This window comes from Phocaeicola coprocola DSM 17136, assembly GCF_000154845.1.
Taxonomy (GTDB): Bacteria; Bacteroidota; Bacteroidia; order Bacteroidales; family Bacteroidaceae; genus Phocaeicola; species Phocaeicola coprocola.
In genome coordinates, this window is record NZ_DS981457.1 from 25,145 (window position 1) to 43,611 (window position 18,467).

The following is an 18,467-nucleotide window of genomic DNA, read 5'->3' on the forward strand; positions in this document are numbered from 1 at the left end:
GCAACCTAAAACGTATAAAAACAAACATTTAAAAACGATATAGAAAAATGGAATTAGCAAGTAAGTACAATCCCGCTGATGTGGAAGGGAAATGGTACCAGTATTGGCTGGACAATAAACTTTTCAGTTCTAAACCCGACGGACGCCAACCGTATACCGTCGTGATTCCGCCGCCAAACGTAACCGGAGTGCTCCACATGGGACACATGCTTAACAATACCATTCAGGATATTCTGGTACGCCGCGCCCGTATGACTGGCAAAAATGCCTGCTGGGTTCCGGGAACAGACCACGCTTCTATTGCAACAGAAGCTAAAGTAGTAAACAAACTGGCTCAACAGGGTATAAAGAAAACCGACCTTACCCGCGAAGAGTTCTTGAAACACGCATGGGCATGGACCGAAGAACACGGAGGCATTATCTTGAAGCAGCTCCGTAAACTGGGTGCTTCATGCGATTGGGACCGCACTGCTTTCACAATGGATGAAAAACGTAGCGAAAGTGTTATTAAAGTTTTCGCTGACTTATACAATAAAGGGTTGATTTACCGCGGTGTACGTATGGTAAACTGGGACCCGAAAGCTTTGACTGCCCTCAGCGATGAAGAAGTTATTTACAAAGAAGAACACAGTAAACTTTTCTATCTGCGCTACAAAGTAGAAGGCGATCCGGAAGGCAGATATGCAGTAGTAGCTACTACACGTCCTGAAACAATTATGGGTGATACTGCAATGTGTATCAATCCAAACGACCCGAAAAACCAGTGGCTGAAAGGTAAGAAAGTAATCGTTCCGCTGGTTGGACGTGTCATTCCGGTTATCGAAGATGACTATGTAGACATTGAGTTTGGTACCGGTTGTCTGAAAGTAACTCCGGCACACGATGTAAACGACTATATGCTGGGAGAAAAATACAACCTGCCTTCTATCGATATTTTCAACGACAACGGAACTATCAGCGAAGCTGCTGGTATGTACGTAGGCATGGATCGCTTTGATGTTCGTGAACAGATTGAAAAAGACCTGGCTGCTGCCGACTTGCTAGAAAAGGTAGAAGCTTACACCAATAAGGTAGGTTTCTCTGAACGCACCAACGTAGCTATCGAGCCGAAACTTTCTATGCAGTGGTTCCTGCGCATGCAGCACTTTGCAGACATGGCTTTGCCTCCTGTAATGAACGACGAACTGAAGTTCTACCCTGCTAAATATAAAAATACATATCGCAACTGGTTGGAAAACATCAAAGACTGGTGTATCAGCCGTCAGTTGTGGTGGGGTCACCGTATTCCGGCTTATTACTTGCCAGAAGGTGGCTTTGTAGTAGCCGAAACTCCTGAAAAGGCTTTGGAACTGGCTAAAGAAAAAACCGGCAACCAAAATCTGAAAGTAGAAGACTTGCGTCAGGATGACGACTGTCTGGATACTTGGTTCTCTTCATGGTTGTGGCCTATCTCACTCTTCGACGGTATCAACAATCCGGGTAATGAAGAAATCAAATACTACTATCCTACTTCCGACCTGGTAACTGGTCCGGATATCATTTTCTTCTGGGTAGCACGTATGATTATGGCCGGCTATGAATACATGGGCGATATGCCGTTTAAGAATGTATATTTCACCGGTATCGTACGCGATAAGATTGGACGCAAGATGTCAAAATCATTGGGTAACTCACCCGATCCGCTGGATTTGATAGAGCAATATGGTGCTGACGGTGTACGTATGGGAATGATGCTTTCTGCACCTGCCGGAAACGATATCTTGTTCGACGATGCACTGTGTGAACAAGGACGTAACTTCAACAACAAGATATGGAATGCTTTCCGTCTGGTAAAAGGCTGGCAAGTCGCCGACATCGAACAGCCGGAATATGCTAAGCTGGCAACCGAATGGTTCGATAACCTGCTGGTTAAGGTTTCTGCCGAAATGGACGACTTGTTTAGCAAATATCGTTTGAGCGAAGCGCTGATGCTGGTTTACAAACTGTTCTGGGATGAATTCTCAAGCTGGTATCTGGAAATGGTAAAACCTGCATACGGTCAGCCTATCGACAAAAAGACATACGAATCTACATTACATTTCTTCGATGTTCTGTTGCGTCAGCTTCATCCGTTTATGCCATTCATCACAGAAGAATTGTGGCAGCATATCTACGATCGCAAACCGGGAGAAAGTATCATGGTTGCTCAGCTGGAAACTTTCTGCGGTCGTGACTTACAGACAGCCAACGAACTTTGCAATGCATTCGATCAGCTGAAAGAAATCATTTCAGGTATCCGCAACATCCGCTTGCAGAAAAACATTGCACAGAAAGAAGTACTCGAAATGCTCGTACTTGGAGAAAACACTCAGCTGATGGCATATGCAGAGGTTGTGAAGAAGATGGCAAACCTCTCTGCTGTAACTGTAGTAGAAAGTAAGCCAGAAGGTGCTGCTTCATTCATGGTAGGCACAACAGAATACTTCATACCGCTGGGTAATCTTATCGACGTAGAAGAAGAACTGAAGAAGCTGGAAGCAGACCTGAAGTATCAGGAAGGATTCTTACAGAGCGTATTGAAGAAACTGAACAATGAAAAATTTGTAAGCAAGGCACCGGCAAACGTTATTGAAATGGAACGTAAAAAACAAGCTGATGCTGAAACTAAGATTGCCGCATTGAAAGAAAGCATTGCTGCACTGAAAAAGTAAATTAAATACCCTCTATAATAAACTTGAAGCAGGAATACATCAAACCTGCTTCAAGTTTTTTTATTCCCCATTCATTTCCTCAGATAAACTCCTTTCAGCATACTGCTATAAAAATAAATTCCAGCCATAAACTCCTGTATAATCAGAATTTTGGATATATTTGTGAAAACGAATAACCCCAAACTTTTAAGCATGAAAGCAAGTTTATTTTATACAGGCCTTATTTCTCTGTGCTCCATGATATTCTCCTCCTGTGGCGTAGGAATACCTATTCAGAACAAAGCACCTCAGAATAACGATACATATACTATAAGTTACCTGTTCGAACACGATGGAGTAAAAGTTTACCGTTTTTATGACATGGGAAATTATGTATACTTTACCACAAAGGGCGAAGTAACCAGCATAAACAATGACTCGACAGCCCAACGGACCATCGTCGTACCCAAAGATAATCTGATAATAGCACCTAAAGAAACGGGAAAATAAAAATTTCTCAGCATTAGCGCTGGTGACTGAGCTTGACAATTTCTCCCAGTTCAGGAAGCAGAACGGGCATATCTCGCTTACGGGCTTCTGCTGCAAAGACATGAGGAGGATCGAACAAAGGCTCGTCTGAAAGATCGAACGTACCGTAATGCATCGGTACGGTGATACGGGCATTCATATCTGTCGAAGCCGTAAGTGCATCATAGGGTGATATATGATTAGGCTTCATAAACCAACGCGGCTTATACGCACCTATTCCTATCATGCAATAATCGATATGTGGAAACAGTTCCGAAAGTTCGCTGAAATGACGGGCATATCCTGTATCACCACTGTTGTAGATTGTAATACCATCGGCTTCTATCATAAAAGCCCCCCACAACCGTTCTCCCCCATCGTTTACTCCACGCTTGCTCCAATGCTGTGCCGGCAGAAACGTCAATCGCAAGTCGCCATCACGATGCTGTTGATACCACGCAGCCTCAATCACTTCCATTGTCGGGAACCAGCTCTTTATCAAAGCACCCGTACCAATACCACAAAACAGTTTCATCTGCGGATTATCGGCAAAAAGACGAGCCACACTCGGTTTGTCCAAATGATCGAAATGATCGTGGCTGATAAGCAGATAATCAATATTAGTAAATATGGAAGGATTGGCAGGAAACTGGCTTCTACGCTTTACGAAAGGAATACTTCCATATACAGGATCTATCATAAAACGCTTTCCTCCTACCTGCAGGAAAAAAGAGTTATGACCAAGCCATATCAATGTATTACCCACTACAGCATCCAAAGAACGAAGAAAATGAACCTTCGGATTCCATTTTATCGTTCTTTTTTCCTTACGCTGCGGATTGGGGGAAAAACGCCATTTAAGCACACTACCCATTCCCGGACGCCAGCGATGCTGACGATTGAAAAACTTCCCCTTAACAATTGGATTTCCTCTCCAACGGGGATTAATCGTATGCAGACGCTCATTTTTACGAAAGGTAATGCGCTCCCCCATAGTATTAAATTTGATAAGTCACCGATATTTTTTCTAGAAGCAGATAGATTTACTGATTATTTTTCCAGCAAATCTTTCAAGAAGGCATCCAGTTCTTCATCAAGTCCTTTCAGCAACTCGTCGCTTAGCAATAAAGTGTCCTCATCGTCTATAAGCAAAAGTTCCGAAACAGTTTCCTTTTCTTCATCTACTAGTACAAACGAATAAGGCTTCATCAGGCAAAGCTTGTCCAGACCTTTTTCATTTTTCAATGCTGTAACTTCCGCACGGAGCAATGGCTCGACTTCTGTATAAAAGTCTTCTCCATCATAATCCACCCATTCAGCAATAACGGCACGTGCCAGCTCTTCATCATCATCGTTGAAGACAACTAGTTCTCCGCTATCTTGTTTTGGCTGCAAATGAATATCTGTTACTACCGAACTATCATTTTTCACAGCATATCTGCTGAGAGCTTCTTCCAAAGCAGAAGCTATAGAAGCGTGCGACTGTTCACTAATGTTCATCATGTTTATCGAATTTTATTACCTCAAATGTACAAAAAAAATCTTTCGCGCAACAGATAATGCTAGAATTTGTTTCCAAAACGGCCCATTTGGGCATTTAAATAAGGAAAATCTTTCGACCTTTCTGCCAACTGTGCGGCATAAAACTTCCACACTGCTTCTTCGTCTGACCCGGCAGTTACTCGTTTTTCAACCTCTTTCATCCATTTTTCAGCTTGAGGTAAATCACCTTGCATTTCAGAAGCCAAAGCCAGATTAAAAGCTGACTTTATTTTCAGCTTATTCGATTTGCTATGATCGAACAGTGATTTCCATAAATCGTATGCACCCTGCCAGTCGTTTTCTCTTACACAAACAGCTGCATCACGCATTTCTACACAACCACCGTCATAATATATACGTTCTGTTTGTTTCCAGTAAGGCACCAGCATCTGGGTAAGCATATATGCAGCATATGAAGCTGCTTCCTCCTGCATCTGCCTGTCTGAAGGAGCCAAGCCTGCATCCCACTGCAAACTGTCTGTTTTAGCAATCACCTGTATCGGTCTTTCACGCTCCGGTAGATAAATGCTTAAAACAGGAGTAACTTTTGCTTTAATAACCGGCCATGATGCAGCAATCCCCGGATAAGCAAGTTCATCACGCTCAGTCTGGATACCGACCTGATCCAATGAAAAAATAAGGTCAGCATCAAGTTCACCAGCGAGTTGCTGCACTTCTTTCTGAGTAAGAATCCGTCTACCCGCAAAATGAGTATCATTTAAAGCCGAATCACAAATCATCACCTGATTAAAATATTTGGAATCGGCCAATGAAGAAGCCAGCATTTCTGCCGATTTCTTACCATTTCCATTCATTTCTCCCAATGTCAGCAAAGTCCTTTTGGCTTCTGGAGTAGCAGGCATATTATTAACGACCGCAACATTTCTAACTCGTTCGGGAAAATTCACTGTAGCCGGACACAACTGATCGAACGTCAAAGTTTGTATCGAACTACAAGATGCAAGGCAGCACATCAGTGCAACAGCACACAAAGTATATATTTTCATCATAGTCTATTTAAATAAAACTCTAACGAAACAAAGCTATAAAAAAGAATTTAAACGAAAAAATTTAGATACACATATTAAGATTTGTAACATCACTCATTAACAGATGACATTCAATACCAATAAACGAAAAAAACTTCATCATCTTTTCAAGAAAACATCGTGATATTTTATTTTTTTCTGTACAAACTTTCATCATTTTTGTACAAATAAATAAGCATTTATCAGCACCAAAGAAAAATATTGCAGAGAGCGTAAAGGGAAAGAAAGAATACCCTTTTCTTTTAAAAGAAAATAAATCGAGTAGGAGGAAAACGAAGTAGTTTTCTTCCTACTTTCGTTTTCCGACCTCTCACACCACCGTACGTGCCGTTCGGCATACGGCGGTTCTTTACTATGGATGCCTTTCGTATTCTTCGAAAGACACTTCCACGACATCTTCTTCAACCATCCATTTGTAGGTCTGCGCTCCTTTATACCCTTCGGATTCCGTCCTATCTCTTTAAAGGTAGCCCAATACTTCTGTTTTGGTTTTATGCATTCGTTCCAACAAACGGTAGTTTTCAGTTATGCCGTTTAAATAAAGTTTGGTCCTTCCCTATAGGCATGCATGCCTTGGGTACTACGACCTCTGCTGACTTCTCACGGCAAGCTTTACTCCATCATGGTACTTCGAATCATTCATCCTCACCATATGTCCGTGAGACCTCCTCGGATAAGGGTATTAACTTTCAATCTTATGTCTGCTCCATTTACACTAACCGTCCCGAATAGCTATAGGGCTTTAGTTTGTTTCGCAACCTTACCCACGGTCATATGCCTTATATGAAGTTTCTGTTCGTCAGACCAGATGTTTGCCGCCAGCTTCTTTCAGATTCCAACTCGCGATGGACACCCTTGCTTTTGGCTGTATGATTCCCGCTATTAGGGCTCATTGGGGACTTGCACCCGTTAGCTAATACTCATGCCGAGCATACAAAAAGAATGTCATCCCACGAGTTCACACTCGAAGAATGACATTCTCAAACTTTATTTATTTCTCAGTCAAAACTTACACTTTATCACGTCCGTGGCAGTTTTTGTACTTCAAGCCACTACCGCAAGGACAAGGATCATTACGACCTACTGTTTTTTCAGCACGATATGGCTCCTGTTTTGCTTCGCGTGTATCACGTCCAGCTGCTGCCTGCTGATCCGGATCATTCAAGTCCTGCTTTTCTTCACGATACTGCTGACGAGGGCGTTCTGGTTCCGGAGCAGCTTCACGCACTTGCTGTGGTTCCTGAACAGGTATCTGTCCGCGCATCAAGATAGAAATCGTGTTATTGTTAATCTTGCCAACCATATTATCGAACAACGTAACAGATTCAAGCTTGAAGATCAACAGCGGATCTTTCTGTTCATAGCTTGCGTTCTGTACAGAATGTTTCAATTCATCCAGCTCACGCAGATTTTCCTTCCATGCATCATCAATAGTGTGAAGCAAAATAGCTTTTTCAAAAGCCTTCACGATAGCCTTAGATTCTGTTTCGTATGCTTCTTTCAAGTTTACAGAAATATTATACATACGCTTGCCATCAGTGATAGGAATCATAATGTTTTCATACATATGTCCCTGTGCTTCGTACACTTGCTTAATTACCGGATTAGCTATAGCAGCCATACGTTCCGTTTTACGCTTAAACAATGTCATAGCTTCCTGGAAAGTCTGTTCTGCCAAATCCTCTTTCTTCTTGTTACGGAAGTCTTCTTCACTGAACGGAGTTTCCATAGCCAGTGTCTGAAGAATTTCCATCTTCACATCTTCGTAATCAGGTTGTTCAACAGCATTGACACAACGATCCCAGATCATGTCGACAATATCCATACCGATACGTTCACCCATCAAAGCATGACGACGCTTCGTGTAAACTACAGTACGTTGCTTATTCATCACATCATCGTATTCAAGCAGACGTTTACGGATACCGAAGTTATTTTCTTCCACTTTCTTCTGGGCACGTTCGATGGATTTGGAAATCATGCTGTGTTCGATCATTTCCCCTTCCTTGAATCCCATCTTATCCATCCAGTTAGCAAGACGATCGGAAGCAAACAAACGCATCAAATCATCTTCCAATGATACAAAGAATACAGAAGAACCCGGGTCACCCTGACGTCCTGCACGACCACGCAACTGACGGTCTACACGACGTGATTCATGACGTTCTGTACCAATGATAGCCAAACCTCCGGCAGCTTTAACTTCCGGACTTAACTTAATATCGGTACCACGACCTGCCATGTTAGTTGCAATAGTTACAGTCGAGCTCTGACCAGCCTTCGCTACAATGTCAGCTTCTTTCTGATGCAACTTCGCATTCAGGACATTATGTTGAATCTTACGCAAAGTAAGCATCTTACTCAACATTTCAGAGATTTCGACTGAAGTAGTACCTACCAGTACTGGACGTCCTGCCTGAACCATCTTTTCGATTTCTTCGATGACCGCTTTATATTTTTCACGCTTAGTCTTATATACACGGTCGTTCATGTCAATACGTGCAATCGGACGGTTAGTCGGAATTACCACAACATCCAGTTTATAGATATCCCAGAACTCTCCTGCTTCTGTTTCAGCAGTACCGGTCATACCAGAAAGTTTGTGATACATACGGAAGTAGTTCTGCAAGGTGATAGTAGCGAATGTCTGAGTAGCAGCCTCAATCTTAACACCTTCTTTCGCTTCTACAGCCTGATGCAGACCGTCACTCCAACGACGACCATCCATAATACGTCCTGTCTGTTCGTCAACGATCTTAACCTGTCCGTCCATTACAACGTAGTCAGTATCCTTTTCGAACATGGTATATGCTTTCAACAGCTGGTTGATGGTGTGAACACGTTCTGACTTAATAGCAAAGTTAGTAAGCAGTTCGTCTTTCTTTGCAAGCTTTTCTTCATCGCTCAGTCCTGTTTCATTTTCCAAAGCAGAAAGTTGTCCTGCAATATCAGGCAAAACGAAAAGAGTAGGATCTTGCGAATTACCAGTAATCAAATCAACACCCTTATCTGTCAAATCTACACTCTTCAGTTTTTCGTCGATTACGAAGTACAACGGCTCTACCGCTTCCGGCATACGCTTGTTGTTCTGTTCCATGTAGATTTCCTCTGTCTTCAACATACCAGCCTTGATACCCGGCTCACTCAGATATTTAATAAGTGGCTTATTCTTAGGCAATGCTTTATGGCTACGGAACAGAGCAAGGAAACCGGCCTCTACATCTTCTTTCTTATCAGAAGCAATCAGACGTTTTGCATCAGCAAGATATTGAGTAGCCAATTTACGCTGTGCCTCTACCAGACGTTCTACCAGCGGACGAAGTACTTCGAACAACTGTTCATCGCCCTTAGGAACAGGACCTGAGATAATCAACGGAGTACGTGCATCATCAATCAATACAGAGTCCACCTCATCGACAATTGCATAATTGTGCTTACGCTGTACAAGATCTCTAGGGCTGACAGCCATATTATCACGCAAGTAGTCGAAACCAAATTCATTATTTGTACCAAATGTAATATCTGCCATGTAAGCACGACGACGAGCCTCAGAATTAGGCTGGTGCTTATCAATGCAGTCTACGCTTAAACCATGGAACATATAAAGCGGTCCCATCCATTCAGAGTCACGCTTAGCCAAATAATCGTTCACTGTGACTACATGTACACCATTTCCTGTCAATGCATTTAAGAATACCGGAAGAGTAGCTACCAATGTCTTACCTTCACCGGTTGCCATTTCAGCAATTTTTCCCTGGTGCAAAACTACACCACCAAACAGCTGTACATCGTAATGAACCATGTTCCAGGTCATTTCATTACCACCTGCAACCCAATGATTCTTCCAAATAGCCTTATCACCTTCTATACGAACGAAGTCTTTGCCCTGAGCAGCCAGATTACGGTCCATTTCAGTAGCAGTTACTTCTATTTCTTCGTTCTCACTCAAACGACGTGCTGTATCTTTCACTATTGCAAAAGCAGTAGGAAGCACATCATTCAAAGCTTTTTCATATTTTTCAAGAACTTCTTTTTCCAGCTTGTCTATCTGTGAGAAGATAGGCTCACGCTTTTCAATATCTGTAGTTTCGATAGTAGCTTTCAGCTCTTCTATCTTCTTGTTTTCTTCAACAGCTGATTCTTTGATATACTTTTTCAGCTCCTCTGTTTTCGCACGTAATTCATCGTGACTCAACTTAGCAATCTCCGGATAGACTTCTTTTACTTTATTCACCCACGGCTGAATTTCTTTCATATCGCGAGTAGCCTTATTACCAAAAAGTTTGCTTATAAATTCATTAAATCCCATTGTATATTGTTATTTTTATTATTTCTAATTGATTTATTTATTCGGTATTCCGACGCACAAAGATAACTAATTTACTGATTTTCTTTGTTGTCTGAGTATATAATTTATTTACGGATGCCCGTCAGAGGGGCAGCTGTTGCAGCATTGGGAGCCCGAATGCGCATAAAATGAGCTATTGTAGGAGCAATAGTCGCCATTTTCACCGGAGTGTAAAGGATTTCCGGCTTTATGTTATTACCGATAAAAATCAAAGGAGCAGACGAGTAGTTGTCGCGCACCACCTTCGTAACTTGAGAATACTCATCCACAACAGACCATCCTGGCATTACTTCTATATAAATATCACCAGAAAGATGCGGATTGAAAGTATTTCTGATCTTATCAATACGAGGGGTCCATGCACCAAGCAACAAACGTTGTGAAGAATAAGCAGAACGAACTCCACTCATCTGTACAATAAAGTCGGAAGAGCGGTTTAATATCTCTGTAAGATTCAGCTTTTTATCTTCAATAAGTTTATGATTCAAATAAATCTGACGATCATAGTAAGTCTCGACATACTGCCCCGACCCATAAATAGCCATGAGATACATATTCAACAAAGCCCCACAGCGCTTGATATGAAACTCTCCGCCAGGTATCTTATATTGTTCAGGGTCTTTAGGGTCAACGTCAGTATAACCAGTAGATGTTATAAAAAACAACGTATTGTTCAGCCCTACTTTACGGTCTATTAAATCCAACAAGTCACCTATGCTGTTATCCAAACGAACATACATGTCCTGAATTTCCATAGCATACTCTGCGTTGGACATATGAGCATAATTTCCTGCGTAATATGACAATGTAAGCAAGTCAGGAACATTATCTTTCCCGACATTAGTATATGTCAGACAAGCATCAACCAGTTTGTTTACCTCGTCATTTGCATAAGGACTGGTTTTGAACTTTTTATATTTTTCAGTTCGCTCATCAGAAAAATCATGCTTGAAAGTAAGCTGCTTTGCATCAGAAGTGACATATTTATAAGACGTAACAGGCAGATAAGGCCCCCATACAAGATTCCCGATGCGAAAATCCAAACCGTCGCGGTCATTATATGTAGTCACCCACTCCGGAAACGAGCCGTAATAAGTAGAGCCACTCCACTTTCCTGTTTCATCATTCAACCAAAAAGCCCCTTTAGCAGCATGCCCGGCTGCCAACACAGCCATTTCTCGGGTAGGAGCAATAGAGTATACCTCTGCACTTCCACAAGTAGCTACCATCAGCTCATCTGATAAAGTTGAAACCAACAAATGCTGAGGTGAAGTGCTTTCAGAAGTATATACTCCCATATAAGCAGGATCATCCACACTTTTTATAATACGTAAAGAAGCACGGTCCATCCAACGGTTACCGACAATTCCATTATAATAAGGAGTAGTACCTGTATATATAGAAGCTACAGCCGAAGAACGATCTATATTTATAAAATCATATTCTGCATTGCAATAAACTCTCCCCTCTCTCATCAAACGCTTAAAACCCCTTTCACCATATAAAGCCGAGAAAGCTTCAATATAGTCAGAACGAAGTTGATCTATGGTTAAGCCCACAACCAACCTCGGCACAGCAGGAGTCGTTTGTGCCTGAAGACTTGTTATCACAAATGCCGCTATCAGCGATGTTAATATACGTTCTTTCATTACTTTTTATTCCAAACTAATACATGGCTTGCAGAAGTCACTAGCAAACCGAGTGCCAAAGGTAATACTGTTAAATTAAATTCTTGCCCACAAAATGGAAGAATGGTTATAAAAAGTGTTAAATACACCATATTTCCGACATGATAATAGTCTTTCTTGCGTTTTACAGCCTTATAAACCATAAAAGGAAGATACAACAAGGGAATCGGATTGAATAAAATAAGCAGCCAGTTAGAACCTACAGTTGGGTGAACTGAAAAGAAAAACAAGAATGCAATGATACATCCAGCCAATCCTTGAAGTCCATAAAGCACAATATCCCATCCCCACCAGATTCGTTGAGTTTTCCATTGCCCCCATGCCATCACCACACATAATGCTAAAAACAAAGCTCCACACATCAACGGTGATAAAATAAAACCCGGTTGAACTTCCTCTGGTTCAACATCCACAATTTTAGTTTCATCAAGAATCAAAGGACGACGAGTACCTCCAGCATCTACTATATAAGCATTCGAAGCATAATATTTCATATAAAAAGGAGAGAACATCTGCTGACGTTTATTTATCTCCTTATCAGCTTCTGCCCCTAAACATAAGTCAATACCAAATTCATTCCACGGAGAACCGGCAGTAAATTCATGTACAATACTACGATAACTCTTGCCCGACAGAGAATCAGGATAAACGACCTTTCCTTCTATACATTCCTCTATCTTGTCACGTGCACGAGTAGTACAATTATCATAGAAATAGTTATAACGGTATATACGATTCTCAGGTAAATAATTATTTTCCAGAATCGTTAGCAAACGTTCCTTTTCCGATTGAGTCAAGTTTAGCACTTGCTGGTAGACAGAAGACCCACGCATTGCATATTCTGCTTCAAAATAAGAATAAGGAGTAATGCCCAACTGGTAATCTGTTTCGCCGGCAACAAAACGGAAAATAAAATTTGGTGTATTAAAGCTAAACATTCCATAATTGAATGCAACATCTATACGCCGCGTATAATTTTCATAGCGTATAGCCGTATGTCCAAATAAAGAATATATTTCGATTCCAGGAGCACAAGTCAGCAAGCTAAAACGAATACTATCCGTACTTTGACTCTGCACAGAAAAAGCCACTCCCATAAACAAACAAAAGATGAAATATTTAAGCCTTGACATAAATTTCAGTAAAATAAAACCCAATTTTTTACAACATTTATTCTGTTTCGGGCACAAAAATACGGCTAATTATTGATAACTTCTGAATAAAATCATCGTTTTATTACTATACCTATTCATTTTTTACTTTACTTTGCAGCATAATAACAGAATAAAGAAGTGAATTTAGTAATCGATATAGGTAATACAGTAGCCAAGCTTGCTGTATTCGACAAGGAAGAAGTGGTAGAGGTCCTGAGAGGATCAAACCACTCTTTAGACTGTTTGACAATGCTGTGCAATAAATATCCTATTGAAAAAGGGATTATAGCCTCCGTTATTACTTTAAGTAACACAATACGCAAGCAACTGGCAAAACAATCAGTACCCTTTCTTGAATTAACCTATCGCACTCCGGTTCCGATAGAAAATTTATACAAAACACCGGAAACTCTAGGCATGGACCGACTGGCTGCCGTAGTTGGCGCCAATTACCTTTGCCCAAACAGAGATCTGCTAGTTATTGATGCAGGAACAGCCCTGACGTATGAATTCATCGACGCAAAAGGACGTTATTGGGGAGGAAACATTTCACCGGGTATATATACTCGCTTCAAGGCCTTGAGCGCGTGCTGCGACAAACTTCCTTTAATAGAGAAAGGAGGAGATTTACCCGAATTCGGATACAGCACCGAAACTGCTATACGAGCCGGTGTAATTAAAGGAATGGAGTTCGAAATAAGCGGTTACATAACGCTAACGCAAAAGAAATATCCTGACCTTTTGGTTTTTTTAACTGGCGGAGATAAATTTTCTTTTGATACAAACTTAAAAAGTATCATCTTTGCAGATAGATTTTTAGTATTGAAAGGTTTAAACAGAATTTTAAATTACAATGTTAAATAAGAAAGCACTAATCGGCACTCTGATGCTTGCCGGCTCTTTATCGGCTTTAGCTCAGTCTAGCATTAATTCTCCCTATACACGATATGGATTGGGAGAACTGTCTGACCGAGGTTTTGCCAATAATGCCGCTATGGGAGGAGTTGGCTATGCGCTCCGAAATAGCGGACATATCAATATGTTAAATCCGGCATCGTTCACAGCTGTAGATTCCCTCTCATTCATGTTTGATGTAGGCATGAGCCTTAAAAGTTCAAACTTTCAGGAAAATGGAATAAAGAATAATGCCAAAAACTCTAGTTTTGACTATATTGCAATGCAGTTCCGATTGCACCCAAGACTAGGTATGGCAATTGCTTTCACCCCATATTCTACTTTAGGTTATAATTTTACAACTACACAACCAGTAGAAGGTGCTGAAGATGTAACAGCTACAAATCTTTTCTATGGTGACGGAGGTTTGCAACAAATAACTGGAGGATTAGGCTTTAAAGTGCTTGATAATCTTTCTATCGGTGTGAATGCCGGATATATCTATGGAACATTGCAATATCAGTCAACCAAAGGTTTTAGTGTAAGCAGTGACCAGACTAATGTATATAATAATATAAAGGTGAACAGCTACGTTGCTGACTTTGGTTTACAATATACTCAGAAGATTAACAAGTCTGACAAGTTGACGCTCGGATTGGTTTATGGATTAGGACATACACTCAACTCCACTGATACTAGAGGTATACAAGTAACAGACAACTCCAGTTACTCTTCTGTAAACGAACATGTAATCAATGATTCATATGGTATTCCTCATACCTTTGGTGCAGGTTTGGCATATAACCATGCTCAAAGCCTTACCTTTGGAGTTGATTACTCTCTCGAAAAATGGTCGAAAGTAAAATATGAAAATTCGACAGATGCATATAATGATCGCAGTAAAATAGCAGCAGGTGTAGAATACTTGCCCAATCCTATAGGAAGAAGTTATCTGAAACGTATACGTTATCGCGCAGGAGGTTACTACAAGAGCTCATATCTGAAACTCCCCCAATGCGACGGACCTTCTGAATATGGAATCAGTGCAGGATTTGGTCTTCCTCTCCAATTATTCCAGCGGAATACCATCTTAAATGTGACAGGTCAATATGTTCATGTTACTCCATCTGTTCCAAATATGCTGTCAGAAAACCGTTTTGTCATAAAAATCGGTCTGACATTCAATGAACATTGGTTCATGAAGTGGAAAGTTAACTAACAAAATAACTAAATTTATATACGATGAAAATGAAGATGTTTACAATGTTGGCTGCGCTTTCATTGAGCGCAACAGCAGTTTTCGCTCAAAAAGGAGTGGAAGATGGTTCTCGTTTTGGACATGGAGAAGACAGCCTCCGTTGCCTCCAGAACATCAGTATTTATACTGAATATGTAAAAACAAACAACTTCAAGGATGCATATACTCCTTGGAAAGCTGTATTCACAGAAGCGCCATTGGCACAGGTAGGAACTTATACAAACGGTGCAAAAATTCTTCGTGCCTTGATTGCTGAATCTAAAGATGCTGCTCAGCAAAAAACTTATCTGAATGAGTTAATGGCCGTACACGATCAACGTATCAAATATCTTGACCAACTGAATGGCCTGGTACGTACTCCGACCACAAAAGGATCTATTTTGGGTATGAAAGCTCACGACATGATTGTATTTTCAGGCAAGAATCTCGACGTGAACAGTGCTTATAGCATTGAAAAAGAAGCCGTTGATCTGGAAAAAGAAAATGCAGACTATTTCATGTTCCAAGATATGATGGACTTGTCTTTGCGCAAGCTGAAAGCTGATACAAACCACAAAGAAAATTTCATTCAGGATTATCTAGCTGTTTCAGGTTATGCTGATGCTGCATATAAAGCAACTAAATCAGAAAAGACTAAAAAGCTTTTAAAAACAGCAAAAGACAACGTAGATGCTTACTTCATCAATAGTGGTACTGCTACTTGTGAAGACATGCAGTCTATCTATGGTCCGAAGGTTGCACAGAATAAATCAAATCTGGATTATTTGAAACAGGTTATCGCTGTAATGCAGATATTGAAATGTACAAACGAAGAAGCTTACTTCGAAGCATCTGAAGCAGCTCACGCTATCGAACCGGCAGCAGCAACAGCTTTGGGATGTGGTTACATGTATTACAAGAAAGGTGACATCGATAAGAGTGTAGGCTATTTCGATCAAGCTATCGAATTGGAACAAGATCCAATGGAAAAAGCAGAAAACTGCTACAAGGCAGCAGTTGCTATTATGAGCCAGAAATTATATGGCAAAGCAAGACAGTATGCAAACAAAGCTCTTTCTCTTAACGCTAACATGGGTAAAGCTTATATCTTGATTGCTCAGATGTATGCAGCAAGTCCAAACTGGGGCGATGAAGCAGCTTTGAATAAATGTACTTACTTTGCAGCAATCGACAAATTGCAACGTGCAAAGAGCGTAGATCCAAGTGTTGCAGAAGAAGCTAACAAACTGATCGGTAGCTATTCAGCATATACTCCGAAAGATGAAGACTTGTTCTTCCTGGGTCTGAAGAAAGGTGATTCAGTAACTATCGGTGGATGGATTGGTGAAACAACAACTATCAGATAATAACTTTATATGTCATATAGAGTGACCAATAAAAAACATATAATGATTTTAAACGTAACAGTTGCCATTTGGGCAACTGTTATGTTTATTTTATTGCCAGCATGTAGCAAAAAGAAAGAATTGGCAGAAGCTGTCAGCAAAGAAGACTCTCTACCAGACATGCGTACTACCGGAGTTACAACATTTATATCCGACTCTGGTATGATCCGTTATAAAATTATTACAGCCGAATGGCTGATTTTCAGTGAAGTTGATACGCCATTTTGGGCGTTCGAAAAAGGTATTTATCTAGAAAAGTTCGATACCCTTTTTCATATCGATGCTAGCATAAAGGCAGACACTGCCTATTACTATGAACCAAAGAAGTTATGGGAACTTCGCAGCAATGTACACATCCGCAGTCAGCGCGGTGATAAATTTGATACCCAACTGATGTATTGGGATCAGGGGAAGGAAAGAATATATTCCGACCAATTCATACGTATCGAACAACCTGACAAGGTTCTGACAGGATATGGATTCGAATCCAACCAGCAAATGACAGAATATCAGATATTCAATAATACAGGAATTTTTACAGTAGAAGATACAACACCTGCCGATACGACCAAGAACTAGAAAAAGATGTACCAATTTATATATGGGACTTATTATAAAACTACTTATATCAATGATTTTTTCTGCATTCTTTTCAGGAATGGAGATAGCCTTTGTTTCTTCTAACAAGTTACGGTTCGAAATGGAAAAAGGAAGTGGTATGCAAGCACGTATTTTATCCATTTTTTATCGGAACCCGAATAATTTTATCTCTACCATGCTAGTAGGGAACAACATAGCACTTGTTGTTTACGGAATCTGGATGGCACAACTGATAGAGCAATACATCTTGATAAATATCATCAGCAACCAAGCCATGCTGGTTACAATAGAAACTCTGATTTCTACAGCCATCATCCTCGTTACAGGAGAATTTCTTCCCAAAACACTATTCAAAATAAGCCCTAACAGTACCCTGCGTATATTTGCAGTGCCAACATTTATCTGTTATCTTATTTTGTATCCTATCAGCCGTTTTGCATCCTTCCTTTCTACTTGTTTCCTTTATTTTACTGGGACAAAAATCAATAAGGAAACCAAGGAAAAAGCTTTCACGAAAATAGATCTGGATTATTTCATACAAAGCAGTATCGAAAAGGTACAAGATCAGGATGCAATAGACACCGAAATAAAGATTTTTCAAAACGCCCTCGACTTTTCGAATATTCGAGTACGCGACTGCATGGTTCCACGAACTGAAATTATTGCAGTAGAAATGAACGCAACACTTGATGAACTAAAAGCAGAGTTCATAGAACATGGCATAAGTAAAGTAATTGTATATAAAGAAGATATAGACAATGTCATCGGCTATATACACTCATCTGAAATGTTCAAACCACTTACCGACTGGCGCAAGCATATACGTACCATACCTATCATACCAGAAACAATGAGTGCGCATAAGCTGATGAAACAGCTTATGCAGCAGAAACGTTCATTGGCAATAGTCGTAGACGAATTCGGAGGAACATCCGGATTGGTTTCCATGGAGGACCTGGTAGAACAAATATTCGGTGACATAGAAGATGAACATGATACAAACTCCAGTATTGCTAAGAATATTGGGGAAAATGAATATATTTTCTCCGGTCGTTTGGAAATAGAAAAAGCCAATGAAGAATTTGGATTAAAATTACCGGAAAGCGATGAATACCAAACAGTAGGCGGACTTATTTTACACGAATACCAAAGTTTTCCCAAAGTACACGAAACTATAACAATAGGAGAATTTCAATTTAAAATTATAAAAGTTACAGCTACAAAAATTGAGTTAGTCAAGCTAAAAGTCACCAAATAAGTAAGCTAAAACGTCTTAAAATAAAAAATTTTCAGTAAAAAAGAGCCTACTAAGCACATTTTTTGTATCTTCGTGCGCTAAAGACAAAAAGAGA

14 protein-coding genes are annotated in these 18,467 nt (G+C 40.4%); 8 read left to right on the forward strand and 6 right to left on the reverse strand.

Annotated features, from left to right (window positions below):
• Positions 1 to 47 precede the first annotated feature (47 nt).
• Positions 48 to 2,690, forward strand: coding sequence for a valine--tRNA ligase (locus BACCOP_RS04125; protein WP_007566622.1), 2,643 nt, complete (start codon positions 48 to 50; stop codon positions 2,688 to 2,690).
• A 192-nt stretch (positions 2,691 to 2,882) separates the two neighbouring features.
• Positions 2,883 to 3,179: a DUF4884 domain-containing protein gene (locus tag BACCOP_RS04130; RefSeq protein ID WP_007566626.1), complete on the forward strand. Its 297-nt coding sequence runs from the start codon at positions 2,883 to 2,885 to the stop codon at positions 3,177 to 3,179.
• A 13-nt stretch (positions 3,180 to 3,192) separates the two neighbouring features.
• Here the strand turns inward: BACCOP_RS04130 and BACCOP_RS04135 are convergent, their stop codons facing one another.
• The 3 genes from BACCOP_RS04135 to BACCOP_RS04145 all read right to left on the reverse strand — a co-directional run bounded on the left by BACCOP_RS04135 (position 3,193) and on the right by BACCOP_RS04145 (position 5,749).
• Entirely contained in the window at positions 3,193 to 4,191 is a 999-nt protein-coding gene (locus tag BACCOP_RS04135) for an MBL fold metallo-hydrolase (RefSeq protein WP_007566629.1), read from the reverse strand.
• Between the two features lie 56 nt (positions 4,192 to 4,247).
• The gene (locus BACCOP_RS04140; RefSeq protein ID WP_040311807.1) at positions 4,248 to 4,697 is read right to left on the reverse strand and encodes a hypothetical protein; all 450 of its coding nucleotides are present in this window, start codon (positions 4,695 to 4,697) and stop codon (positions 4,248 to 4,250) included.
• A gap of 62 nt (positions 4,698 to 4,759) precedes the next feature.
• Positions 4,760 to 5,749, reverse strand: coding sequence for a DUF6340 family protein (locus tag BACCOP_RS04145; RefSeq protein WP_007566633.1), 990 nt, complete (start codon positions 5,747 to 5,749; stop codon positions 4,760 to 4,762).
• A 291-nt stretch (positions 5,750 to 6,040) separates the two neighbouring features.
• Here BACCOP_RS04145 and BACCOP_RS20955 point away from each other — a divergent pair, with 291 nt between their 5' ends.
• A complete protein-coding gene (locus BACCOP_RS20955) occupies positions 6,041 to 6,520 on the forward strand; it encodes a hypothetical protein (RefSeq protein ID WP_083779540.1) in 480 nt (159 codons plus the stop codon).
• 277 nt (positions 6,521 to 6,797) lie between these two features.
• Here BACCOP_RS20955 and secA read toward each other — a convergent pair whose 3' ends face one another.
• From secA to lnb, 3 genes are all read right to left on the reverse strand, one after another.
• On the reverse strand, positions 6,798 to 10,097 hold the full coding sequence (gene secA / locus BACCOP_RS04150) for a preprotein translocase subunit SecA (RefSeq protein ID WP_007566639.1): 3,300 nt from the start codon (positions 10,095 to 10,097) through the stop codon (positions 6,798 to 6,800).
• Positions 10,098 to 10,201: 104 nt separating this feature from the next.
• Positions 10,202 to 11,785, reverse strand: a complete 1,584-nt coding sequence (locus tag BACCOP_RS04155) for an alkaline phosphatase family protein (protein WP_007566641.1) — start codon at positions 11,783 to 11,785, stop codon at positions 10,202 to 10,204.
• Positions 11,785 to 12,957: a lipoprotein N-acyltransferase Lnb gene (gene lnb, locus BACCOP_RS04160; protein WP_040311808.1), complete on the reverse strand. Its 1,173-nt coding sequence runs from the start codon at positions 12,955 to 12,957 to the stop codon at positions 11,785 to 11,787. Before lnb ends, BACCOP_RS04155 begins: the two co-directional genes overlap by 1 nt.
• A 159-nt stretch (positions 12,958 to 13,116) precedes the next feature.
• Between lnb and BACCOP_RS04165 the strand changes: the two genes are divergently transcribed.
• From BACCOP_RS04165 to BACCOP_RS04185, 5 genes are read left to right on the forward strand one after another with little or no spacing between them, the layout of a single operon-like run.
• On the forward strand, positions 13,117 to 13,842 hold the full coding sequence (locus tag BACCOP_RS04165; RefSeq protein ID WP_007566645.1) for a type III pantothenate kinase: 726 nt from the start codon (positions 13,117 to 13,119) through the stop codon (positions 13,840 to 13,842).
• The gene (locus tag BACCOP_RS04170; protein ID WP_007566647.1) at positions 13,832 to 15,091 is read left to right on the forward strand and encodes an OmpP1/FadL family transporter; all 1,260 of its coding nucleotides are present in this window, start codon (positions 13,832 to 13,834) and stop codon (positions 15,089 to 15,091) included. Before BACCOP_RS04165 ends, BACCOP_RS04170 begins: the two co-directional genes overlap by 11 nt.
• Positions 15,092 to 15,114: 23 nt before the next feature.
• A complete protein-coding gene (locus BACCOP_RS04175; protein ID WP_007566649.1) occupies positions 15,115 to 16,476 on the forward strand; it encodes a tetratricopeptide repeat protein in 1,362 nt (453 codons plus the stop codon).
• Between the two features lie 9 nt (positions 16,477 to 16,485).
• On the forward strand, positions 16,486 to 17,094 hold the full coding sequence (lptC, locus tag BACCOP_RS04180) for an LPS export ABC transporter periplasmic protein LptC (RefSeq protein ID WP_007566651.1): 609 nt from the start codon (positions 16,486 to 16,488) through the stop codon (positions 17,092 to 17,094).
• A gap of 22 nt (positions 17,095 to 17,116) precedes the next feature.
• Positions 17,117 to 18,373 (forward strand): hemolysin family protein, encoded by a 1,257-nt coding sequence (locus tag BACCOP_RS04185; RefSeq protein ID WP_007566654.1) that lies wholly within the window; start codon positions 17,117 to 17,119, stop codon positions 18,371 to 18,373.
• Positions 18,374 to 18,467 lie beyond the last annotated feature (94 nt).